The organism is Komagataeibacter sp. FNDCR2, assembly GCF_021295395.1.
GTDB lineage: Bacteria > Pseudomonadota > Alphaproteobacteria > Acetobacterales > Acetobacteraceae > Komagataeibacter.
The window spans coordinates 1,785,411-1,805,398 of sequence record NZ_JAIWOU010000001.1; the positions used below are offsets into that span (position 1 = coordinate 1,785,411).

At 63.4% G+C, this 19,988-nt stretch carries 26 protein-coding genes; 8 read left to right on the forward strand and 18 right to left on the reverse strand.

The window, feature by feature from the left end; translation table 11 throughout:
- Positions 1-112: 112 nt before the first annotated feature.
- A complete protein-coding gene (locus tag LDL28_RS08425) occupies positions 113-637 on the reverse strand; it encodes a hypothetical protein (RefSeq protein ID WP_233058147.1) in 525 nt (174 codons plus the stop codon).
- A gap of 132 nt (positions 638-769) precedes the next feature.
- Entirely contained in the window at positions 770-1,381 is a 612-nt protein-coding gene (locus LDL28_RS08430) for a hypothetical protein (RefSeq protein ID WP_233058148.1), read from the reverse strand.
- Between the two features lie 370 nt (positions 1,382-1,751).
- On the opposite strand from LDL28_RS08430, the gene LDL28_RS08435 reads away from it, so the two are divergent.
- Positions 1,752-2,678 carry a hypothetical protein gene (locus tag LDL28_RS08435; RefSeq protein WP_233058149.1) on the forward strand — a complete coding sequence of 309 codons (927 nt, stop codon included), beginning with the start codon at positions 1,752-1,754 and terminating at the stop codon, positions 2,676-2,678.
- 204 nt (positions 2,679-2,882) lie between these two features.
- On the opposite strand, the gene LDL28_RS08440 is transcribed toward LDL28_RS08435, so the two are convergent.
- Positions 2,883-3,359 (reverse strand): surface-adhesin E family protein, encoded by a 477-nt coding sequence (locus LDL28_RS08440; protein WP_233058150.1) that lies wholly within the window; start codon positions 3,357-3,359, stop codon positions 2,883-2,885.
- Between the two features lie 141 nt (positions 3,360-3,500).
- On the opposite strand from LDL28_RS08440, the gene LDL28_RS08445 reads away from it, so the two are divergent.
- Positions 3,501-4,721 carry an aldose epimerase family protein gene (locus LDL28_RS08445; RefSeq protein ID WP_233058151.1) on the forward strand — a complete coding sequence of 407 codons (1,221 nt, stop codon included), beginning with the start codon at positions 3,501-3,503 and terminating at the stop codon, positions 4,719-4,721.
- A gap of 219 nt (positions 4,722-4,940) precedes the next feature.
- On the opposite strand, the gene LDL28_RS08450 is transcribed toward LDL28_RS08445, so the two are convergent.
- Positions 4,941-5,096 carry a hypothetical protein gene (locus tag LDL28_RS08450; protein WP_233058152.1) on the reverse strand — a complete coding sequence of 52 codons (156 nt, stop codon included), beginning with the start codon at positions 5,094-5,096 and terminating at the stop codon, positions 4,941-4,943.
- A 267-nt stretch (positions 5,097-5,363) separates the two neighbouring features.
- Here LDL28_RS08450 and LDL28_RS15605 point away from each other — a divergent pair, with 267 nt between their 5' ends.
- Positions 5,364-5,492: a hypothetical protein gene (locus LDL28_RS15605; protein WP_255663117.1), complete on the forward strand. Its 129-nt coding sequence runs from the start codon at positions 5,364-5,366 to the stop codon at positions 5,490-5,492.
- Positions 5,493-5,535: 43 nt separating this feature from the next.
- On the opposite strand, the gene LDL28_RS08455 is transcribed toward LDL28_RS15605, so the two are convergent.
- Positions 5,536-5,712: a hypothetical protein gene (locus LDL28_RS08455; protein WP_233058153.1), complete on the reverse strand. Its 177-nt coding sequence runs from the start codon at positions 5,710-5,712 to the stop codon at positions 5,536-5,538.
- A gap of 223 nt (positions 5,713-5,935) precedes the next feature.
- Between LDL28_RS08455 and LDL28_RS08460 the strand changes: the two genes are divergently transcribed.
- On the forward strand, positions 5,936-6,112 hold the full coding sequence (locus LDL28_RS08460) for a hypothetical protein (RefSeq protein WP_183481645.1): 177 nt from the start codon (positions 5,936-5,938) through the stop codon (positions 6,110-6,112).
- Positions 6,113-6,339: 227 nt separating this feature from the next.
- On the opposite strand, the gene LDL28_RS08465 is transcribed toward LDL28_RS08460, so the two are convergent.
- From LDL28_RS08465 to LDL28_RS08475, 3 genes are all read right to left on the reverse strand, one after another.
- The gene (locus LDL28_RS08465) at positions 6,340-6,726 is read right to left on the reverse strand and encodes a hypothetical protein (protein WP_233058154.1); all 387 of its coding nucleotides are present in this window, start codon (positions 6,724-6,726) and stop codon (positions 6,340-6,342) included.
- A gap of 14 nt (positions 6,727-6,740) precedes the next feature.
- The gene (locus LDL28_RS08470) at positions 6,741-7,091 is read right to left on the reverse strand and encodes a multidrug efflux SMR transporter (RefSeq protein WP_233058155.1); all 351 of its coding nucleotides are present in this window, start codon (positions 7,089-7,091) and stop codon (positions 6,741-6,743) included.
- 331 nt (positions 7,092-7,422) lie between these two features.
- Complete coding sequence (locus LDL28_RS08475) at positions 7,423-8,514, reverse strand: restriction endonuclease (protein WP_233058156.1); 1,092 nt, start codon at positions 8,512-8,514, stop codon at positions 7,423-7,425.
- Between the two features lie 130 nt (positions 8,515-8,644).
- On the opposite strand from LDL28_RS08475, the gene LDL28_RS08480 reads away from it, so the two are divergent.
- Complete coding sequence (locus LDL28_RS08480; RefSeq protein ID WP_233058157.1) at positions 8,645-9,262, forward strand: GDSL-type esterase/lipase family protein; 618 nt, start codon at positions 8,645-8,647, stop codon at positions 9,260-9,262.
- A 93-nt stretch (positions 9,263-9,355) separates the two neighbouring features.
- Positions 9,356-9,751 (forward strand): hypothetical protein, encoded by a 396-nt coding sequence (locus tag LDL28_RS08485; RefSeq protein ID WP_233058158.1) that lies wholly within the window; start codon positions 9,356-9,358, stop codon positions 9,749-9,751.
- A 47-nt stretch (positions 9,752-9,798) separates the two neighbouring features.
- Here the strand turns inward: LDL28_RS08485 and LDL28_RS08490 are convergent, their stop codons facing one another.
- Positions 9,799-11,475: a phosphoethanolamine transferase gene (locus tag LDL28_RS08490; RefSeq protein WP_233058159.1), complete on the reverse strand. Its 1,677-nt coding sequence runs from the start codon at positions 11,473-11,475 to the stop codon at positions 9,799-9,801.
- Positions 11,476-11,678: 203 nt separating this feature from the next.
- On the opposite strand from LDL28_RS08490, the gene LDL28_RS08495 reads away from it, so the two are divergent.
- Both LDL28_RS08495 and LDL28_RS08500 read left to right on the forward strand, forming a co-directional pair.
- Positions 11,679-12,893 carry an NADP-dependent isocitrate dehydrogenase gene (locus LDL28_RS08495; protein WP_233058160.1) on the forward strand — a complete coding sequence of 405 codons (1,215 nt, stop codon included), beginning with the start codon at positions 11,679-11,681 and terminating at the stop codon, positions 12,891-12,893.
- Positions 12,894-13,048: 155 nt separating this feature from the next.
- Positions 13,049-13,633: a TIGR00645 family protein gene (locus LDL28_RS08500; protein ID WP_233058161.1), complete on the forward strand. Its 585-nt coding sequence runs from the start codon at positions 13,049-13,051 to the stop codon at positions 13,631-13,633.
- Between the two features lie 7 nt (positions 13,634-13,640).
- Here the strand turns inward: LDL28_RS08500 and LDL28_RS08505 are convergent, their stop codons facing one another.
- The 9 genes from LDL28_RS08505 to LDL28_RS08545 all read right to left on the reverse strand — a co-directional run bounded on the left by LDL28_RS08505 (position 13,641) and on the right by LDL28_RS08545 (position 19,967).
- A complete protein-coding gene (locus LDL28_RS08505) occupies positions 13,641-14,294 on the reverse strand; it encodes a DedA family protein (RefSeq protein ID WP_233059241.1) in 654 nt (217 codons plus the stop codon).
- Positions 14,295-14,731: 437 nt separating this feature from the next.
- Positions 14,732-15,373, reverse strand: a complete 642-nt coding sequence (gene bluB, locus LDL28_RS08510) for a 5,6-dimethylbenzimidazole synthase (protein ID WP_233058162.1) — start codon at positions 15,371-15,373, stop codon at positions 14,732-14,734.
- 197 nt (positions 15,374-15,570) lie between these two features.
- On the reverse strand, positions 15,571-15,798 hold the full coding sequence (locus LDL28_RS08515; protein WP_233058163.1) for a hypothetical protein: 228 nt from the start codon (positions 15,796-15,798) through the stop codon (positions 15,571-15,573).
- A 188-nt stretch (positions 15,799-15,986) separates the two neighbouring features.
- On the reverse strand, positions 15,987-16,856 hold the full coding sequence (locus tag LDL28_RS08520; RefSeq protein ID WP_233058164.1) for an aldose 1-epimerase family protein: 870 nt from the start codon (positions 16,854-16,856) through the stop codon (positions 15,987-15,989).
- 61 nt (positions 16,857-16,917) lie between these two features.
- Positions 16,918-17,388: a hypothetical protein gene (locus LDL28_RS08525; protein WP_233058165.1), complete on the reverse strand. Its 471-nt coding sequence runs from the start codon at positions 17,386-17,388 to the stop codon at positions 16,918-16,920.
- 180 nt (positions 17,389-17,568) lie between these two features.
- Complete coding sequence (locus tag LDL28_RS08530) at positions 17,569-18,006, reverse strand: CHRD domain-containing protein (RefSeq protein ID WP_233058166.1); 438 nt, start codon at positions 18,004-18,006, stop codon at positions 17,569-17,571.
- 152 nt (positions 18,007-18,158) lie between these two features.
- Positions 18,159-18,296 carry a hypothetical protein gene (locus LDL28_RS08535; protein ID WP_233058167.1) on the reverse strand — a complete coding sequence of 46 codons (138 nt, stop codon included), beginning with the start codon at positions 18,294-18,296 and terminating at the stop codon, positions 18,159-18,161.
- A gap of 212 nt (positions 18,297-18,508) precedes the next feature.
- Complete coding sequence (locus LDL28_RS08540) at positions 18,509-19,510, reverse strand: SDR family oxidoreductase (RefSeq protein WP_233058168.1); 1,002 nt, start codon at positions 19,508-19,510, stop codon at positions 18,509-18,511.
- A gap of 106 nt (positions 19,511-19,616) precedes the next feature.
- Entirely contained in the window at positions 19,617-19,967 is a 351-nt protein-coding gene (locus LDL28_RS08545; protein WP_233058169.1) for a RidA family protein, read from the reverse strand.
- Positions 19,968-19,988: the final 21 nt, after the last annotated feature.

Sequence of the window (19,988 nt, forward strand, 5' to 3'; positions counted from 1 at the left end):
AGCTTTTTTCAAAAAGCTTCGGTAATGCCGCCTTTTTTTAAATAAAGGCGGCACCCAAAAAACTTCTATCTTTTATCAACCCGTTATTTTCAAAACAGCTTTTTAGCGCGCCTTACGACCTGCTGGGCCGATGCGTTTTTTCACGCTCCTGCGTGGCGGGTTCCGCCAGCCAGTGGATACGGACATTGCGCAGCTCGAAATTGCGCTGCCCCTGCACGCCCATGTCACCAAACGGATCGTACACATCGCCGCTGACTTCGGCGCGGCACTGGTCATGACGGCCCGTATCGCCACAGATCTGCTGGGCCTTGCGGAAGGAAGCATCCTCCATCGTGGGACCATCGAGCGGCACGGAGCCGTTCCAGTCCACCTTGCCCGGCAGGTCGGCGATGCGGAACGCCGCACAGTCCGCGCCACCCGAACTGGCGGAGGTAATGTAGCACCCGTTCACATGCACCAGCTTGCCGACATACTGGCCCGCCTCCGTCTGGAACGCCGCGACATCAAGCACGGTCACCGGGGCGGGAGGGGTTTCATGCCGCGCCTTCGTTTCGCGTGCGGTGGCGGGAGTCCAGCCCGCGCCCGCAGCCACCACGGCCAGCCCGGCCAGCACGCCGGAATGAAAACGTCGCCTCACGTCCCGTATTCCTTCTCTTTCGCTGCCAGCCCGTGCTGACGATACGAAAGGAAGTTTCTGCCATACACGCCGCCAATGTCACCACGGGGCAACGTGCGGGCAGCCATGCATGGGGCAGTGGTTACGCGCCGGCTAGAAGGGGGACGCCTTCTGTCCCGCGCCCTGCCCCAGATCAGCGAAATGCTGGGTTTCCGCACAGCCACGGAAACGGTCGAGCACCGGCACGCTGCCCGACAGCCCGACGCTAAGGGTGGTGTGGTCGCCAAATTTCACCACCGCCATATGGTTCTGCGCCATGGCGTTGAGCAGGCCGGTCAGGTCGGCGGGCCTGATGTCGGCCGCAAGGGTCGTGGCGTCATTAGCCTGCATGTGGAACACACGGGTATAGGCGCCGACGGTTACGGTCATGTCGCCCTTTTCCCCCGTTGCCAGCGTCCAGTGGTCATCGGCGCTGCGCACCTGTAGCGAATCGGCATCGGCGCGGAACATCAGGATCTCGCTTTCCGACCCGGCAATGCACAGGTCGGTATGCACCCCCGCATCGGGCGTGTGATGGATGGCGACCCAGCCACCCGCCCGTTCATCCACCAGCATCCGTGAGGGGCTGGGCCCGCCATTTTCATCTTCCGGCTGCATGGCGACGGGCACGGCCTGCGGCCTGTCATCGTAGGACTGGGCCATCGCCCCCCCGGACAGGGAGACAAGCGCCAGACACGCCAGAAGAAAATTCTGCTTTCTAATCACTTTGCAACAATCCCCATTGCAACAAAGACCGACGAATCGGAGTGGTGAACGACTCTAGCATCACTGTTCCGTGATGTTGACATATATTGTCACAATTCTGGACACGTAAACCGTCATGACCCCGCCCGGTTTCCTTTATCCAGCCAGAACATCATGGCGCGGGATCATGGCGAATCTGCGACAAACTATGTCCATATCCTGCTCATACCTGCCATGTCGCCAGCGACAATAATAGTAAAGAAGATTTTCATTTTCGCCGCCCGCAGCCCTGCACGGCGTCCCGCCGCCATTGGCCTGTGCCCCGGCCGCCGTTATCATGCCCGGCCAGAACACGCTTTTACGGACATGGACAAGGAAGGGAAAAACCGGGATGCGCCTGCTACCTGCTGCCATCCTGGCAATCGGGACCATCTGCGCCACGCCAGCGGCACAGGCGGCCGACCCGGACTGGATCTTCACCAATAGCGGGCCGGACGGCCAGCCCATGGTCGTCTCCCATCAGGGATCCCTGGATATCATGTTCTACCGCGCGACCAGCGGTACGATCGGCCTTGCCATCCACCAGCGCCACGGTCGCTACCGCAACCCGACGGGGGTGCAGACGGCCATGGTCGTGATCGGCAAATTTACCGTGGCGCTACAGACCTTCCAGACCGGACAGGGCAACCAGAAATGGGACACGGCGGGCGGCGATCTCAGCGCGGACAACCTGCCCGCGCTGGTCGATGCGCTCAGGACGGCACGGACCGGCACGATACTCCCCTTCGAGCATGAGCCGGTTTCCTTTTCCATGGCGGGGGGCGCTGCCGCGCTGGATGATCTGGCCCGATACGCGCTGGCGCATGGCGAAAGCCTGCCCCCCCCGCTGGGGCCTGTCCCGGCGGCCGCCGCCCCGGCGGGAGTGGATATAGAAAAACTGGCCCATCATCCCTACGACACCCAGCACGGCCGCAGGTTTACGCTGCCGCAGTACGATATCGCCGCCAACTGTGACCGCGCCCACCTGGAAATGCAGGACACGGATGGGGAATGCATTACCGCCGAGCAGAAAAGCCAGGCCACCCTGACCGCCCAGTGGACCCGTTACGACAGCGACCTGCGCGGGGCGTGTCTGTCCCTGGTGGCTGATCCGGGACGGCTGGAGAAATATCAGGCCCTGCTCATGTGCCTGTCACGTTACCAGGATGACCGCCAGCAATGGCAGCTTGTATCGGGCTCCAGCGGCAGTGACGATATCCTGCCCACGAAAAACGCAAAGGAAGGCAGGCCCACCCCGCCCCCGGCGGCCCAGCCGTAATACGTGCGGGTTATCCCCCGGGCCACATGCCGACCTGCGCAGCGGAACTTTGGAAAACAGGCTCTTACGGGGCGGGCATCCTGACTATCCACAGGGGAAAGCCTGCCTGTTTTTAGCTGTTTTCCCGGCCATGCGGTTGGAAACCGGCCGAGTCATCCACGCCCTTATCCACATTATTTGCAAAATGATCCACAAGGCGGACATTTATTCCGCGCCATGATGGCCATCATTCACGCGCGCGCAGGCAATGCGTCGGCCATCGCGCAGCGAAGGATCGACCGTCATCTCGCCACGCGGCACCGGACCATCGGCTATCCTGTGGCCGGTGCCCATATGGCCCGACCAGGTGGAATAGGACAATGTGCGGTAGGTATCCGCCGCGCAGTTGTACATGACGGAAAACTGGACCGAGGCGAAAGGCAGTCCATGCCGGAGCATGTCCTCGTCAAAATCCTGTATGAACGTGGCGGAAGAATGGGTGCCATGAACCTGCACGGAAGCCAGGTCGATATACTCGTTGACGTTGTGCTGATAGGGCGGCAATTTCTGTAACTTCGCGCCGGCATGCGCGGGTGGGGATGCTGGCTGCCCCTGTTGTGCCTGTGCCGTCCGCGCACCAGCCGCCATGCCGCCGCAGGCGATACCCGCCGCCATCATGGCCACTGCAACCCTGTATGCCATTTTCTCCCTTTCATACGCGCCGGTCGCGCCTGCGCGTGCCAGCCCCATGGTTCATGACACTGTTTTGCAGGATCAGCCCGATAGCGGCAAGATAAACAGCCCAAGACAGTCTTTCCCAAGCCCAGATAACGGGAGCAGTCCATGCATTCCCTTTTTCCAGACACGCCCCGCATCCTGCTTCTTGCCGCCGTGCTCCTGCCCCTCGGGGGGGGCGCACGGGCCGCCGCGCCCCCCGTCACGCTGGAACGCGCGCCATTTGGCGCCATGTCGAACGGACGGCAGATCGAACAGTTCACCCTGACCAACCCACGGGGCATGCGCGTGAAGGTACTGACCTATGGCGGCATCATTTCCGCCATCGAGGCGCCAGACCGCACGGGCCGTGTTGCGGATGTGGTGCTGGGTTTTCCCACGCTGGAGGGCTACACCGTGGACAGCGCACAGGGTGGGCTGTTTTTCGGGGCCACGATCGGGCGGGTGGCCAACCGGATCGCGAACGGCGCCTTCACGCTTGATGGCCATACCTACCATATTCCCCGCACCGAAGGGACCTCCGCCCTGCATGGTGGGTGCACGGGGTTCGACAAGCATGTCTGGACGGTCGAGGGCACCACGACCACCGCGCATGACGCCAGTGTCACGCTGGGCCTTGTCAGCCCGGACGGGGACCAGGGTTTTCCCGGCACGCTGACCACGCATGTGACCTTTACGCTCAATGACCGCAATGAGCTGTCCCTGCATTACCGCGCGACGACGGACCGCCCGACCGTGGTGAACCTGACGAACCACAGCTATTTCAACCTGGGCGGGGAGGGCAGCGGCCCGGTTGAAAACCATGTCCTGCAGATCAATGCCGGAAGCTACACACCGCTGGATGCCCGCTCGCTCCCGCTGGGCACCATCGCGCCGGTGGCGGGCACCCCGCTTGATTTCCGCACGGCGCACCGCATTGGCGCGCGGCTGCGCGATGCGACGCCACAGATGATGTTCCCACGCGGCTACGACCATAACTGGATCGTCAACAGCCAGCTTTCACCCGTTCCGGTGCTGGCCGCGCATCTGCTGGACCCGGCATCGGGGCGGACGCTGGATGTGCTGACAACCCAGCCCGGATTGCAGGTCTATACCGCCAATTCGCTTGACGGGCGTTACAAGGGCCCATCCGGCCATGCCTACCGCCAGACCGACGCCGTGGCGTTCGAGGCCGAACATTACCCCGACAGCCCGAACCACCCGGATTTTCCCACTACGGAACTGCGACCGGGCCAGACATACGATGAAACGACCATCTACCGCCTGGGCGTGGAACCCACCCCCGCCCCCATGGTTAAGGGCCGGGGGCAGCCCGGTGAAAGCCGGTAAGGCCGGCACCCCCGTCACCCGCATGGGACAGGACAGAAGCAATGAGAAAAATCGTCATGCTGTTATGCCTGGCAGGGCTCGGCGCATGCCAGGAGAACCACCCCCCGTCCGATCCCGCCCAGAGCGGTGGCGTTGGCGGCATGACCGGATCACCGGGTCAGGATGCGCCTGACAGCGGGCCGGGAGGGTCCGGGGGGCCGGGAATGGGCAACTAGCCGTTCAGTCCCGCCCGCCGCTTATGTTGACCAGCCCGATACCCAGCAGGCCCAGACCGGCCAGCCCCTCGGCCACCATCCATGAAACCGGCCCGATTCCATCCGCCGTCATACCGCGTACCAGAACGCCAACGCTGCCAATCATCAGCAGCAGAGACATGATAGTCGCCCATTTCAAAATCTTGCCGCGGTTCATTGATCTCTTCGCCATCTGTCGGTCTGCTCACTGTTCCGGACCGGTTACCTGCTTTCTATCACCTAGCGGGTCCGGTCGTCCAAACACAGCATGCGCAGCCGCAATGCGCCTGTCGCGCAACAGCGTCCCGATCATGCAGATGTGATCCGATTCCCGGCCATTTCCCGGCTGGCAGGCACGTTAGGCAATCGCATCCCCTTATCATCTACCCCTGTAGCCGGACCTGTCCCCATGGAAAAACGGAACCAGCCGGTAGTATCGCTGTCCGGCCAGCGGGAATGGAGTGCGTATATGCGGCACATCGTGCAGGTGTGGCGCGCCTATCCTTATGTCTTCATGTACCTGTGGGATGGGGATTGAATCTGTTCGGCAGAGTGTCCAGCGGGGAAAGGAGGATGAATTTTCATTCCTGCCGCAGGTCGGATGCGGGGAACCATTCATCATTGCCGGTGCCGTCATTACGCACCCGGATCTGGCCGTTCTCAATAATTTCGACAACCGTCCCCTTCTCGCCGCGCTGTTCGGGCGCGACCGGCGCATCGTCCCTGACCACGACAATATCACCCATTTTGAAATCCATGACATGATCTCCCTGTTATGAATTATGACGCCGGGAAGCAGGCAGGCCACCAGAAGAGGGTGGTGACGGTCTCCCTGCCTCCTGTATTTCCCCGCCGCCTGTCAAGGCGGACGCCCGGTATGCAGGCATGCGGCCCGCCCCCTTGGATCGGATTACAACCACCTTATCTGTACTCAACCGGGCACAGGACGTGACCCGCTTACCATAATGACAGGACGCGATCATGAGCAAAGCAGCAACCAGTGGTCCCGACGCACAGGGCAAATACAGCCTTGAGGTCAATATTGGCGGGCTGACCGCCGCACTTTCCGGCTTCAGCTCCAAGATGGAAGCCGAGGATTATGCCGTCTCCCTGTTGCGCCGGGTCAAGGAACTGGCCAAGGCCGATGGCCTGAAATAACCCCACACGCAACGCGACCGGACGGCGCGCGCGGATCGCGGGCCGTCCGGTCGCGTCATGCGTATGGCAGTATCCGATGCGCGGGGTCCGTGCGCCCGCATCGGATCCATTGAAACATTCCCCCTGTTCGCGCCTTCTTTCTTTATACAGTTATGAACCTGACCGCTTCAGGACCGATAATCGTAATGGAAAAAAGGAACGCCGCCCCCATGAAACGACTGACCCGATCACTGTTGGCGCTGGCCCTGGCCGGTAGCCTTGCCGCCTGCGCGGATGGCCCGGCCGGCGGCTATTACGACGGATATGGAGGCTATGGCGGTTATGGTTATGGCTATGACGGCGGCTATTACGGCGGATACGGCGATTATTATGGCGGCTATTATGGCGGCGCGCCCGTCTATTATTACGGACGCGACGGCGGCAGATGGCGCGGGCGCGGCGGCGGGGGTGGCCCGCGTGGTGGCGGCCGGGGTGATGGACATGGCGGCCCGGGCCGTGGCCCCGGTGGTGGCGGCGGCCATGGTGGGGGTGGACATGGCGGCGGTGGCGGGCATGGCGGCGGCGGCCACGGCGGGGGTGGTGGACGGCGCTGATGGCACGGCGGGTTCCGTCATGGAACCCGCCCCGTTCAGTCGTGCTGGCCCGTATTGGACAGAAGGTTCATGACCAGCACCCCGCATATGATCAGCATCATGCCCGCCATGGCCGCCAGATCCAGTTTCTGCCCCAGCACCACGCGGCAGACCAGCGCGATCAGCACGGTGCCGATACCAGACCAGATGGCATAGGCGATGCCGGTGGGAATGACGCGCAACGCCAGCGAAAGCGCATAGAACGCCACGACATACCCCACCACCGTAACACAGGACGGCCACAGCCGGGTAAAACCCGCCGATAACGTCAGGCAGAACGTGGCCGTTACTTCAGCGGCAATGGCGATGGCCAGATAAAGATAGGGCACGCCCTCACCACGCCCCATGCGCCGCCGGTCCCGCCGGGTGCTGTCTCGATCCTGCCCTCATCGCGTCATCATCTCCATTATTTTCCTGTCCGGGCCGAATATGTCCCGCCTATGGCGTTGTGACGATAAAAAACTTTCGTATCGTGCAGGAAACCTTCGCTTTGCTAAAACGATTCATGTATAGCGTAGATAGGAGGTATGAACCATGAGCAACTCTGCACGTATGATCGCCCATCTGCTGATCACGGTTCGCCTGAGCACGCGCAACCGCCCTGCAGCGCCGGTTTCCCAGCCCACGAAGGACTGAAATCCCGGCCACGGCGCACGACTTCATAGCCCTCCAGTCATGTTATGACATGGAGACCCCTTTGCGCAGTCGCATCAGGCGGGCGGCAAGGGCTGGCAGTTCGTCGTGATGCAGCAGGAATACATTGTTCGACCGCGCCAGCGCGCGGGCCGGGATGGTGTAATCGGCATTGGAAACAACGGCGGCGAAATCGGCACGATAATGCAGGCGGGCGGCGGCGACCTGCTGCACCGCCTCGTTACCCACCGTATTGCGGTACAGTTTGCACTGCACGACCAGCCGCATGTTATCGCGGGTTGCGATTACATCGGCCCCCTGGTCGCTGCCCGGCGTCGTGGCGCGGGCTTCCCAGCCCGCCCCGCGCAGGCGGCGGGCGCAATAACGTTCATAGGCAATCGGGTCCATGGTCGGGGTATAGACCCCGTCATCATGGCGGCTTCCCGCCGTGGCGAGCGGCTGGCGGGCCACCCGTTCAATACGCGCCAGTACGGAGCCTGCAATGGCGGGCCAGACGTCATGCAGGCATGCGCGGCGCAGGGCGGGCTGAAGCACGGTCTTGACGAACTCCGCCTGTTCGCGCCGCCATTTGCCGACACGTTCCACCCCGTAACTGTTGACCTGCACAAGCTGCCTGCGCCGGATGCGCAGTGTCTCGGCATGGCGGTTTACCATGCGATAGCACAGCCGCAGCGCCCGTCGGCGGCGCAGCCGTCGCCAGCCAGACCGTAGCAGGGGCCACATGGCCACGACCGCTCCCGCCACCAGCGCGCCGCGCACCAGACCGGCGGGCAGCGACCCGGATGCGGAGCCCACGGCGCTGGCGGCGAAATAAAGCGGTGTCTCGCCATGATGGAAGGGTAGCTGACGCAGCAGCACGATGTCCCCATGGCGCTCAAGCAACTGCCAGTCCGCATCCGTCCCCACGCGGCGGCAATGCAGTTGCGCCAGCGTATGGTCCCGCCCGTCCGGAGTGAGCGACAGCCCGCTGGCCCGGTGCAGGGTGCTGGGCTGCGTGCATCCCACGGTCGCGGGCGGCAGCCGGTAGGTTACGCTGGCCCCCAGGGCGGGCCCTGCGGCGGATCCATAGCCCAATAGCAGCCCGTAACACAGCCATGCCGCGATCCCTGCCCGCATTGTCCTGTCACTACTCCCCGTTCCGTATTGCCGGGCTGACATTAAAGGATGAGAACAAAATAAGAAAGTATGGAAAATCCAGTTACTTCCGCCATGGTATCTCCCAAATTGCGCACGTATGATCATGCCCATGCGAATCTGTTTTATCGGTGACAGTTACGTCACGGGAACGGGCGATGAAGCCTGTCAGGGCTGGGCCGGACGCCTGTGCGCCATGGAGCGTCGGGGTGGGCGGGATGTCACCCTCTACAATCTTGGCGTACGGGGGCAGACCAGCCGCGACATCGCACGGCGCTGGCGGCAGGAGACTGCGCCACGTCTCGATGGCCGCGATGAGGGCGGTATCGTCCTGTCATACGGGGTCAATGACTGTACATGCGCCACGGGCGGGCGGCCACGGGTCGCCCCGGCGGAAAGCCTCGAGATCACGCGGCTGATACTCAAGCAGGCGCGCCAGCTCTGCCCGGTGCTGATGGTGGGGCCACCGCCCGTGGGGCGGGAGGATCCCGATGCACGCACCCATGCCCTTTCCGCCGCCATGGCGGATCTGTGCGCGCAACTGGCCGTGCCCTTCCTGCCCATATGGGAGCCCCTGCGCATGGACCCGCTGTGGTGCGCCGAAATCGCGCATGGTGACGGCGCGCACCCGGCGGGCGGGGGGTACGCCGCGCTGGCCCGGCTGGTCCATCAATGGCCCGCGTGGCGGGCATGGATGCGTACGGTCGCACCCTTTGGCGCGCAGGCATGAAACCACTCCCTTCTGCTTGGCAGAACGGGGCGGCATTGCCACATTAGGGGGCGCGATCCTGCCGGTCCGCGTTTTTAACGAAGGCATACAGACATGAAAACGATTGTATCATGCGCCCTGCTGGGCGTGCTGGCCGTGGCCTGCGGCCCCGCCGCCCATGCCGAAGTACCCGAAGGGGAACTGAACTCCCTCTACATCCGGCCCGAGGTGCAGTTGCCCGCTCCCTCCCTGTCGTTTCCCGGTTATCCGGTTGTGGATGACTGCACCACGGAATTTGGCGATGCGGTGACCAATGCCTGTGTCACGGTGGAGAAGGAGCAGGCCCTGGTCCTGCAACCCGCATGGGATGCGTATCAGGACAGCGACAAGATCGCCTGCCAGGAAGATGTGATCCGCGTCCGCCATATCCAGCTTTACAAGAACCTGGCCTACTGCCTGGACAGCCGCCGGTACGAGGCATGGCGCAGGGACCACCCGCAGGGACACTGACCCCCTTCCTGACGACACCAAAACTTTTATCATTTATTATCAATTGATTATTTTGAAACAGTCTCCTGGTCCCGCGTGATGTGACAGTTCGCGTCATCATGGCTGTGGTCGTAATCCACGTCGCGATTGGCGCTGCCATCTCCATGCACGATGCGCCGGGGGCGGGCGGGATGGGGTGACAGCGCGGACATGTCCATATCCGCGCCCACGTACCCCAGCCCCGCCGCATCCAGCACACTGGCGGGCAGCGCCCCCAGTGTGAGCGGCGCATGCAGGTTGTCGCGCGCGGCCTGTACGGCCTGCGGGTGGGCAGCCTGCCAGGCGGCGGATGTCCAGAGATAGAACGGGATCTCATAGGCCGCGCGCACATCCCCATGCATCGGGATGCCGGCGGTGCATTCATTCACCCGCACCCCATGGTCCGATACGTAAAACAGCGCCGCCGGGCCGCCATGGGCCCGCAGGGTGGCGACCACATGCGCCAGAATATGGTCGGTATAGGCGATGCTGTCATCATAGGGCGCGCCAACCCCGCCAAACGCGGCGGGGTAGCGGTCGGCCGCGTTTTCATGGCTGCCGAACAGATGCAGCACGATGAAGACCGGCCCCTTCGCCCCCCTGATCGCACCATCCACCACCGGCAGCATGCGTTCATCCAGCACCGGGCGGCTCATCAGCCCGCCATGGACGGTGGTATAGGCAATATGGTCCGCCTGCTCGGAATAGGCGCCGATCACACTGTCATACGGGCCAAGGCGGGGGTGGTTGCTGATCCACCATGTATCGTATCCCGCCGCGTTGAACACCGATACGAGGTCATGCCCCGGCGTGGAACCCGGACGCAGCCGGTCATAACCCGACAGGATGACCGGCACCGCGCCGACCGTGTAATCGAAGGGGGTCACCATGTCATCAAAACGCAGCAGGTCCGTGACCTGTTCCATTTCCGGGGTGGTGGGCACGCCGTAACCATACAGGTGATGGTGGTCGCGCCGCGCGCTTTCCCCTATGGCCAGCACGATGACCTGCGGCGTGCCGGGCTGCGGCGGGGTCAGGAAATGCACGGGTTCATGGCTGATGCGCCGGGCCATGTCGGTCACGCGCCGTGTTTCACGCCGGGCGGCGACATAGCCCGTCAGCAGGCTCCATGGCCATGCCCGGTCGAAACGGGAATGAATGGCCACCATCGGGTTTTCGGTCCCGCCGCGCGTGGGGGGCAGGTGCTGCCACAACCGCACCGTCGGCACCACGATCCATGCCAGCAGCACGGCCGCGCCGACTGCACGCGCCACCGGCCCCCAGCGTACCACCGGACCGCGCGGGCGGGCGAGGTACAGCCCCACCAGCACGCTCCACACCCCCACCCACAGGCACAGGAACGGCAGCACGGGCCGCACATAGCCCAGCACGACCGGAACGGAGCAGTAGAACAGGATCAGCCACAGGGGATAGCCCGGCGGCACGCCGCTTATGTGGATGTAGTACAGCGCCGCCGGCAGCAGCGCGACCACAGGCCAGAACAGCGCCACCAGCACCCGCCTGCTGTTGCAGGCCAGCGCCAGCACCAGCCACACCGCCCCCGCGCGCACCACCCCCTGCAACGCCGTGCAGGCGGGCAAAAGCACCAGCGCGGCCATAAGGCCAAACAGCGCATCGGCGGGCCACGCCCCATGCCACAGGCGACGCCACCACGGGCTGGAATACGGTCCATTCGGGATGTTCATTCCCGCTTCATGCCATGAGTACCGCGCCACCGGTAGCCCGGGCGCGTGCGGCGATGGCACGTTTGTGAATGAACAGGTGCGCGTGGCCGCTTTTTATCCCCCATGCGGACGACTAATAATGCGCCCCCCCGCAGGCCCATGCCGACGGGTGCCAGAAAAATAGAAATTACAGAACCGGAATTATAAAGGCAGGCAAACGTACCATGGCAAAAATCAAGGTCAAGAATCCCGTTGTCGAAATGGATGGTGACGAGATGACCCGCATCATCTGGCATTTCATCCGCGAACGGCTGATCGTACCCTATCTGGATATCGACCTGAAATATTACGATCTCGGCATCCGCCACCGTGACGAGACGGACGACCGCGTGACCGTGGACGCCGCCGAAGCCGTGCGCCGCTACGGCGTGGGCGTGAAATGCGCCACGATCACCCCCGATGAGGCACGGGTCAAGGAATTCGGCCTGAAAAAGATGTGGCGTTCGCCCAACGGCACCATCCGCAACATCCTTGATGGCACGATCTTCCGTGAACCGATCATCTGCGCCAACGTGCCCCGCCTTGTCCCGCACTGGACCCAGCCGATCGTGATCGGCCGCCATGCCTATGGCGATATCTACCGCGCGGCGGAAACCCGCATTCCCGGCCCCGGCAAGGTCACGCTGCGCTACACCCCGGCCGATGGCGGGGCGGAGCAGGTGCTTGACGTACATGACTTCAAGGGTCCCGGCGTGGCGCTGGGCATGCACAATACCCGCGCCTCCATCGAAGGGTTCGCGCGTGCGTCCCTGTCCTACGGGCGCGACCGCAGGCTGCCGGTCTACCTGTCCACCAAGAACACCATCCTCAAGGCCTATGACGGCATGTTCAAGGATGTGTTCCAGGAGGTGTACGAGCGTGAATTCAAGGCCGATTTCGAGAAGCTGGGCCTGACCTACGAACACCGCCTGATCGATGACATGGTGGCCTGCGCGCTGAAGTGGAAGGGCGGCTATGTCTGGGCCTGCAAGAACTACGATGGCGATGTGGAAAGCGACATCGTGGCGCAGGGCTTCGGCAGCCTCGGGCTCATGACCTCGGTGCTGCTGAACCCGACCGGCGACGTGGTGGAAGCCGAGGCCGCCCATGGCACCGTCACCCGCCATTTCCGCGAATATGAGAAGGGCCGCCCCACCAGCACCAACCCCATCGCCTCCATCTTCGCATGGACGCGCGGGCTGGCCTATCGCGGCAAATTCGATGATACGCCGGATGTGACCCATTTCGCCAACACGCTGGAACGCGTGTGCATCGAGACGGTGGAAGGCGGCCAGATGACCAAGGATCTGGCCCTGCTGGTCGGCCATGACACCAAATGGCTCGATACCCAGCCGTTCCTGGAGGTGCTGGACCAGAAGCTGCGCGCCGCCCTGTCCTGAAGCTTTCTGAAAACATGATTTGCGGGATGTTTCAAAGGCGGGCCTTTCAAACAGCCCCTGGGTGAACATGGCGCGTTTTTCCCGCATGGATGAAAAATCATCCATGCGGGACGATGTGCCTACCTGCCGCAAACAGGGCATGATTATATAGCCCCATGCATGACCAGACCCCCGCCGCACCGCCCCGGCCCACCACCCCACACGAAACCCCGGGACTGGAAGGCGGGCTGGAGCGCCTGTTCTTTGGCGCGCGCTGGATATGCGCGCCGCTTTACTTCGGCCTGACGGCGGGACTGCTGGTCATTTTGGTCAAGTTCCTCCAGACCGCGTGGGCCCTGGTGCGCAACAGCTACACGCTGGAATTCGATGATGTGTTCGTCGGCATCCTCGACATGATCGACCTTGTGCTGCTGGCCAACCTCCTGCTGATCGTGATGTTCGCGGGGTACGAGAATTTCGTTTCCAAGCTGGATGTCCGCAACCACCGCGATTTTCCCGACTGGATCGGTCACGTCACGTTCGGGGATATCAAGATCAAGCTCATGGCCTCCATCGTGGCCATGTCCGCCATTCATGTGCTGGCCGATTTCATCCGGGTCAACGACATATCCAGCCGCACGCTGGGGTGGAGCGTGGGCATCCATCTGGCCTTTGTCGTATCGGGGCTCATGCTGGCGCTGATGGACCGCATGATGGAAGACCCGGCCAGCCAGGAAAATACCCGGCCGGAACAGCATTAGGGCCGCGTCACGCCGGCCCGGCTTCCTGCTGCGCCGCAGCTTCCATGCGGGCTTCGCGCAGGGCCTGCTGCGTCAGGCGCTGTTCATTGCGGCGCAGGAAAATGACGCTGATGACCAGCCCCACCGTTACCGCGGCCCCCAGCGCGATGCTGGCCGGACCTGAAACCTGCGTGACCTTGCGGCCGAGATAGTACGCACCCGTGGCGTACCCGCCCGCCCAGCATAACCCGCCCAGCGCATTGAACAGCATGAAGCGCGGCCATGGCATGTGGTTGGCCCCGGCCAGCAGCGCCACGAATACACGCAGAAGGGCCACGAAACGCCCGAAGAAAACGATGGCGCTGCCATGATGGCGGAATAGGAAACGGCCCAGCAGTAGCCGCTCCGGGGTGAGACGGATGCGCGCGCCATATTTTTGCAACAGCGGCAGGCCGACCTTGCGCCCGATCAGGTAGCCGATATTGTCCCCCACCACCGCGCCCAGCACGGCGGCCAGCGCAACCCACTGGATTTCAAGGCGATGCGTGGCGGCACAGTAAAGGGAGGCGGAAATGATCAGCGTTTCCGCCGGCAGCGGAAGGCCCATGCTTTCCAGCATCACGATTGTCGTAATCACCCCGTAGCCGTAATGCTGGAACAGATATTCAAGATGGTGCAGCAGTGTTCAGTCCTCCGTCCCGGCAGATCAGGCATGGTTTCCTATACTGGCACACAGACGGAATATGCCCCCGCCCCCGAACCTGACCCCGGTTCAGGATACGGGGAAACGGGCAGGGCGCACCCGCGATCACCAACCTGAAATCCGGCTGGCACAATGGGTGAAACGGCCCTTCAGCAAAACCGGCTTTAGCGAATATCTGTCACGCGTTTTTTCAATCGGCACGGCACGCGCCACTGGCCCGCTTCATGGTGAAACGCCTGCCAGGAAAATAATTCAAAAAACAGACGGAAGTTTTTGGTGAAGATTTTTTCAAAAAGCTTCAGGAAACGCCACCTTTTTGAAAAAAGGCGGCACCCGGAAACTTTTGCTATTTTTTTATTAACGAATTACTTCCGAACTGTCTTTAACATCCAGCACCATCAAGACCCCGGCCCGGATCACCGCCGTATCCATTCCCGCCGTTCGGGCGCGCGCCGCTCCCAGCCCCTGCGCTCCAGTTCCGGCGTGCTGGCAACCTCCGCCGGGTAGCCCACGCACAGATAGGCTACCAGTTCCAGTGTCGGTTCCACATCCAGAATGGCCCGGATCCGCTCAGGGTCGATAATGGACACCCACCCGACCCCAACCCCCACCGCCGTCGCCGCCAGCCAGAATGTATGAATGGCCATGACCGTGGACCATGTGGTCGTCTGCGGCATGGTCCCACGCCCCAGGCCCCGCCCCTGCGCGGGTTCGGGGTGGGACAGTACGGCGATGTGATGCGGCGCGTCATCCAGTCCCGCCAGTTTCAGGCGGGCATAGCGTTGGGCGTCAGCCCCGGTCCGGTCCGCCAGTGCCTCGGCATTGCAGCGGGTAAAATCCTGCCTGACCGCATCCCGGCGGCGCGGGTCATCCACGCGCACGAAACGCCATGGCTCGCTCAACCCGACCGAGGGCGCAAGGCAGGCGACACGCAACAGTTCATCCAGCACAGGCTCCGGCACCCGATCACGCCGGAAATGCCGCACGTCGCGCCGCCAGCGGAACAGGTCGTGCAACTGGTCCATGAACAGGGGGGGGAATTCGGGCATGATGGTCATGCCCCTTCTTTCGTCCATTGCTGGCTGTCTGTCACGTCCCGCATGTGCGTATCCCGACAAGCGGCCCGCCGCACCATGACCCGCCGGGGCGGAGCTTGCGGCACCCCGTATCGTGCCGCCCGCATGAATATGGCGGCGCACCGGAATGCGCCGCCATGATCACCCGCAAGGCTGGCCGGATCACGGCCGTCGGGGGCTCAGCCCCGGTCCCATCCCCGCAGGGCGAGTAGGGAGGGCGAGCCCTCCATCCCGGCATGGCAGCCGGATGGCACGGCTATACTGGGCAGCGTCGCCAGCAGCATCATTCCCTGCCTGCGATAGGCGGCTCCCACCCATGCGACAACGCGATGGCGGATGGAGCGAAGGGAAAATGAACCGGGAGACGGGGAAAATCCCATAACGGGGACAGGAGAAAAACTACGCATCGAGGCGTTTCCCGTGAGCCTAGCGGGCGATCTTGCCGCATGCTGCTCCTGCCGCGCACGCTACGCCGCAAGCGGGTGGTTGCAAATATAATATTTTCGCAGATTTCCGGGCCGATCCATGCTCTTTTCGCAGGGCTTGTTCCAGCAGGTGTTGCATGAAAAATACACCTGCCGGACCGGCTTCCCCCTCAGATACAGCCAACCTGCCACGATGCCCGCCATTCCTGCCCCGGCTGGAGATGGAACACGCCGGGACGGGTGGAAAATTCGCCCGTGAACCCGACCGGGCTGGCCAGCCCGTGCCATGGCTCGATACAGATGAAGTCCCCGCCCGGTTTCATCCATATGCCCAACTGCGCGAATCCATCCCATGTCAGCCGCAGGCCGGGACCGTCGGGAATACGGTAGGTGACGCCCCGGCTGGCGGGCCGGTCCAGAATCAGCGCATCCTGGGCGAACAGCGATTCGTCCAGATGCAGCACACGCCCCTTTATGGGGGTGGGAAAGGATTCGGGCAGCAGCAGGCCATCCCTGAGGCGGCGCACGCCTTCCGGCTCGGGCTGGTCGAATTCGATAACATGCCGGTTCTTGGGCACATCGGGCGCAAGCGGCCATACGAAAGCCGGATGCGCGCCCAGCGATGCGGGCAGAACGCGGGTGGAATCGGGGTTGGTGACGCAGTACCCCACCGTCAGCCGCCCCTGCGCCACGCGGTACTCGATGACCAGACTGAAGGCGAAGGGAAACATCTGGCGCGTGGCAGCCGTATCCACCAGTTCCAGGCGGCAGCCCGTCTCGTCGCGCTCAAGCCAGCGGAATTCGCTGTCCCGGGCGAAACCGTGCTGCGTCATGCGGTAGCCCTGACCGCCGATCCACGCCGTATCATCCACAAGCCGCCCCACGATGGGAAACAGCACGGGCGCCTGCCGCCGCCACGGTTCCTGCCCGCCCCACAGCAGATCCCGGCCATCGGCGCGCAGGCCGCACAGTTCGGCCCCATGCAGCCGCACGCTGGCGCCAAGGCGACCATCGCCAAAGACATGGATATCTTCCGTCATGCTGGTGACTCCACCTGTTTTTCACAATGGAGCCACCATGCACGATCAGGACGCCCCGTGCCTATCCATGTGGCGCGGGAGCAGATATGCCCGGCCGTGGGGTGGCGCTGCTGGTGGCCGGGGTCAGCTTCAGGGTCAGGCGCTCCACCGAAAACGCCAGTCGCGCGCCACTGCTGCGCGACGTGAATTTGATGTAGACGCCATTATTGTTTTCCATGACCGCGCCCCCCTTGCCCGCGCCGACCGTCGCCTCCCCCTGCACGGACCAGTACGTACCGACAAGATCCTGTATGCGGTACAGGTTATAGACGCTACCCACCGCACGGGTTCTGGAAAAACCGATGGCGGCACCCGAACCCCCATGCACGCTGAAGGGGTAGTCGCGCCCCTCAAACGTCAGGACGCCCTTCCCCCAGGAGACACCAGCCCCCAGATCCGCCGCCGACAGGGTAAAGACGACCGTCGCGGTAGGGCTGCCCAGCGCGTCCACCGCGCGCGCATGGGTGACAGGGCCAACAGTGGACAGGGACATGACAGCCGCCGCGGCGGCCAAAGATGCAAGACGCAAAAGCAGACTCCATCACTTGCGGCGCGTAGTGTCGCCCCGGATCCTTACTTGGCCGACATGATTTCCATGTCACCAGTACGAGAGTGCCGCACAAATACCTGCCATGCAAATTATATCATGGACATGTTGCGGTTTTATCAGGAGCTACTTTGCCGCCTCGGTCGTAACCGGGGCCAACTGGGCGCGTGCCTCCCCATTGGGCAGGGCGGCCGTATGCAGGTTGACGTAAATCTGCCCGTTCCGAAGGGCCTGCGCCTGCTCGGATGAAAGCAGGACGGCACCACGCTGGCCGGATTTGTAGGGGGCCGGAATGGGCACGAGCACACCCGCCTCCTCACCCACCGGGGCGGGGCCGTGGAAATGCGCGGCCACTACCGGCCCGCTCAGCCCGGTCCATGTGAGTGTGTATTTTACCAGGTTGGTGCGGGTATTGAGCGCCGCGCGAACCAGACCATCGGGGTGGGACGTGGCCCCGTGTTCCGCCGTGAAATGGCCCTCAAGCCTTACGGTTGCCGCCAGGGCGGGCGACGCCACCGCCATGCTGGCCACGACAAGGACGGGCAGGGTGGGAAAACGGGACATGTCACCTCCGCTACAGGGCACTGCCTGCGTGCAATACTATAATACTCTATTGCCTGCTGTAATATTTACGCCGCCTGAACCGATCAGGTGCATGAACCGGGGACGTAAGCAATACAAATCCTTATCAGCCCCCGCCTGCCGGCGCGCCCTTCCTATATATCGAGCGGGCGCGGGCGCTCCATCCATGCCAGATCGGGACTGAACCACAGCGAGACCCGCCGGTAACAGACCCCCCGGCGCGGCCACAGCACGCCTGCCAGCTTATACGCGCCCAGCCAGTGACAGTTCATTATGGCACCCTCCGTATGGACGGGGTGACCCGCACTACCAGGGGTGCGAGTCCGATATGAAGCGCCCGGCATCCGTAATCATGCCGAAGGCGAAGTAGCATGCCGCGGCGCCAAGCACCATCAGCAGGCAGGTCAGGATCATGCGCATTCATGCCATGTGCCACCGATGCCCCCGGCGCCGCAAGCACGATTGCCGTCCGTCCCGAACTCCCCTACCCCACGCCCGTCCCGCCGGAGGCCGCATAGACCTGCCCGGTGATGTAACTGGCCGCCGATGAGGCCAGCAGAACATAGACCGGCGCAAGTTCCACGGGCTGGCCCGCGCGGCCCATGGGGGTTTCCGCGCCGAAATTATGGATGTTTTCCTCGGTCTGGCCACCGCTGATCTGGAGCGCCGTCCAGAACGGGCCGGGGGCGACCGCGTTCACCCGGATGCCCCGATGGACCATCTGCTTGGCCAGTGATTTGACGAAGGCGACAATGGCCCCTTTCGTCGCGGAATAATCAAGCAGGATCTCCGAAGGGCTGAACGCGTTGACCGAAGCCGTGGCGATGATCGCCCCCCCGCGCGGCATAAGGGGAATGGCCGCCCGGCTCAGGTAGAACAGCGCGTAGATGTTGGTGTGGAATGTCTCGTCGAACTGTTCGTCGGTAATATCCAGGATCGAGGCCTGATGGCGCTGGAAGCCCGCATTGCTGACCAGTATGTCCAGCCCGCCCAGTTCCGCATGCGCGCGTTCGACAACGCTGGCGCAGTATTTACGATCCCGCAGGTCACCGGGTAGGGCCACCGCCTTGCGTCCCTCCGCCCGGATCAGGGCGATGACTTCCCGCGCATCGGGTTCTTCCTGCGGCAGATAGGCGATGGCGACATCCGCCCCCTCACGCGCATAGGCAATGGCCGCCGCCCGGCCAAGACCGGAATCCCCCCCCGTAATCAGGGCCTTGCGCCCCGCGAGCCGACCGGAACCACGGTAGCTGGTTTCACCATGGTCGGGGCGCGGCGTCATTTTTCCCGCAAGGCCGGGCCATGGCTGCGACTGTTCGGGGAACGGCGGGCGGGGATAGGCGTTTTCCGGATCGACCAGCGGGGCTGGCGGGGCGGCCACATCCGCCGCCCGCGCCCGGCCCGCGGCGGTTGCCGTGACAATACCGGCGGCAACCCCGGTCAGGACCGCGCGACGCGATGAGGAAGGAGAACTGTCGTCAGGCATGATGGAATGCTCCCTGTTATGCCGGGCGTGAGACCCGGTTTACAGACTAGAACATACCCCCCGCCGCGCGGTTGCCTGCGACTGGCGTTTTCCGCCTGCGCCCAGATCAGGGCAGGGCTGCGATGGCGGTAATCTCGACCTTCCAGCGCGGGTCGGCCAGCCGGGCTTCCACCGTGGCGCGGGCAGGTTTGCACCTGGGGTCGAGCCATGCGTCCCATGCCCGGTTCATGGCGGCCATGTCGTTCATGTCGCGCAGGAAAATCTGCACCGACAGCAGACGGGCGCTGCTGGTCCCGGCCTCCGCCAGCAGGGCGTCGATCTGGCGCAGGATATCCGCCGTCTGGCCCTGCGCATCAAGTGTCGGGTCATCCGCGACCTGTCCGGCCAGATAAACCACGCCGCCATGCACCACCGCGCCGGCCAGCCGTTCTTCAGGTTGCAGGCGCAAGATGGTCATGGCTGGCTCCTTCGGGGTGGG

Coding starts and splice junctions, on each gene's coding strand:
- LDL28_RS08435 (WP_233058149.1), top strand. CDS start 1,752: ATGCGCCTGCTACCTGCTGCCATCCTGGCAATCGGGACCATCTGCGCC.
- LDL28_RS08440 (WP_233058150.1), bottom strand. CDS start 3,359: ATGGCATACAGGGTTGCAGTGGCCATGATGGCGGCGGGTATCGCCTGC.
- LDL28_RS08445 (WP_233058151.1), top strand. CDS start 3,501: ATGCATTCCCTTTTTCCAGACACGCCCCGCATCCTGCTTCTTGCCGCC.
- LDL28_RS08450 (WP_233058152.1), bottom strand. CDS start 5,096: ATGTCTCTGCTGCTGATGATTGGCAGCGTTGGCGTTCTGGTACGCGGT.
- LDL28_RS15605 (WP_255663117.1), top strand. CDS start 5,364: ATGGAAAAACGGAACCAGCCGGTAGTATCGCTGTCCGGCCAGCGGGAA.
- LDL28_RS08455 (WP_233058153.1), bottom strand. CDS start 5,712: ATGGATTTCAAAATGGGTGATATTGTCGTGGTCAGGGACGATGCGCCG.
- LDL28_RS08460 (WP_183481645.1), top strand. CDS start 5,936: ATGAGCAAAGCAGCAACCAGTGGTCCCGACGCACAGGGCAAATACAGC.
- LDL28_RS08465 (WP_233058154.1), bottom strand. CDS start 6,726: ATGACGGAACCCGCCGTGCCATCAGCGCCGTCCACCACCCCCGCCGTG.
- LDL28_RS08470 (WP_233058155.1), bottom strand. CDS start 7,091: ATGGGGCGTGGTGAGGGCGTGCCCTATCTTTATCTGGCCATCGCCATT.
- LDL28_RS08475 (WP_233058156.1), bottom strand. CDS start 8,514: ATGCGGGCAGGGATCGCGGCATGGCTGTGTTACGGGCTGCTATTGGGC.
- LDL28_RS08480 (WP_233058157.1), top strand. CDS start 8,645: ATGCGAATCTGTTTTATCGGTGACAGTTACGTCACGGGAACGGGCGAT.
- LDL28_RS08485 (WP_233058158.1), top strand. CDS start 9,356: ATGAAAACGATTGTATCATGCGCCCTGCTGGGCGTGCTGGCCGTGGCC.
- LDL28_RS08490 (WP_233058159.1), bottom strand. CDS start 11,475: ATGAACATCCCGAATGGACCGTATTCCAGCCCGTGGTGGCGTCGCCTG.
- LDL28_RS08495 (WP_233058160.1), top strand. CDS start 11,679: ATGGCAAAAATCAAGGTCAAGAATCCCGTTGTCGAAATGGATGGTGAC.
- LDL28_RS08500 (WP_233058161.1), top strand. CDS start 13,049: ATGCATGACCAGACCCCCGCCGCACCGCCCCGGCCCACCACCCCACAC.
- bluB (WP_233058162.1), bottom strand. CDS start 15,373: ATGACCATCATGCCCGAATTCCCCCCCCTGTTCATGGACCAGTTGCAC.
- LDL28_RS08515 (WP_233058163.1), bottom strand. CDS start 15,798: ATGCGTAGTTTTTCTCCTGTCCCCGTTATGGGATTTTCCCCGTCTCCC.
- LDL28_RS08520 (WP_233058164.1), bottom strand. CDS start 16,856: ATGACGGAAGATATCCATGTCTTTGGCGATGGTCGCCTTGGCGCCAGC.
- LDL28_RS08525 (WP_233058165.1), bottom strand. CDS start 17,388: ATGTCCCTGTCCACTGTTGGCCCTGTCACCCATGCGCGCGCGGTGGAC.
- LDL28_RS08530 (WP_233058166.1), bottom strand. CDS start 18,006: ATGTCCCGTTTTCCCACCCTGCCCGTCCTTGTCGTGGCCAGCATGGCG.
- LDL28_RS08535 (WP_233058167.1), bottom strand. CDS start 18,296: ATGAACTGTCACTGGCTGGGCGCGTATAAGCTGGCAGGCGTGCTGTGG.
- LDL28_RS08540 (WP_233058168.1), bottom strand. CDS start 19,510: ATGCCTGACGACAGTTCTCCTTCCTCATCGCGTCGCGCGGTCCTGACC.
- LDL28_RS08545 (WP_233058169.1), bottom strand. CDS start 19,967: ATGACCATCTTGCGCCTGCAACCTGAAGAACGGCTGGCCGGCGCGGTG.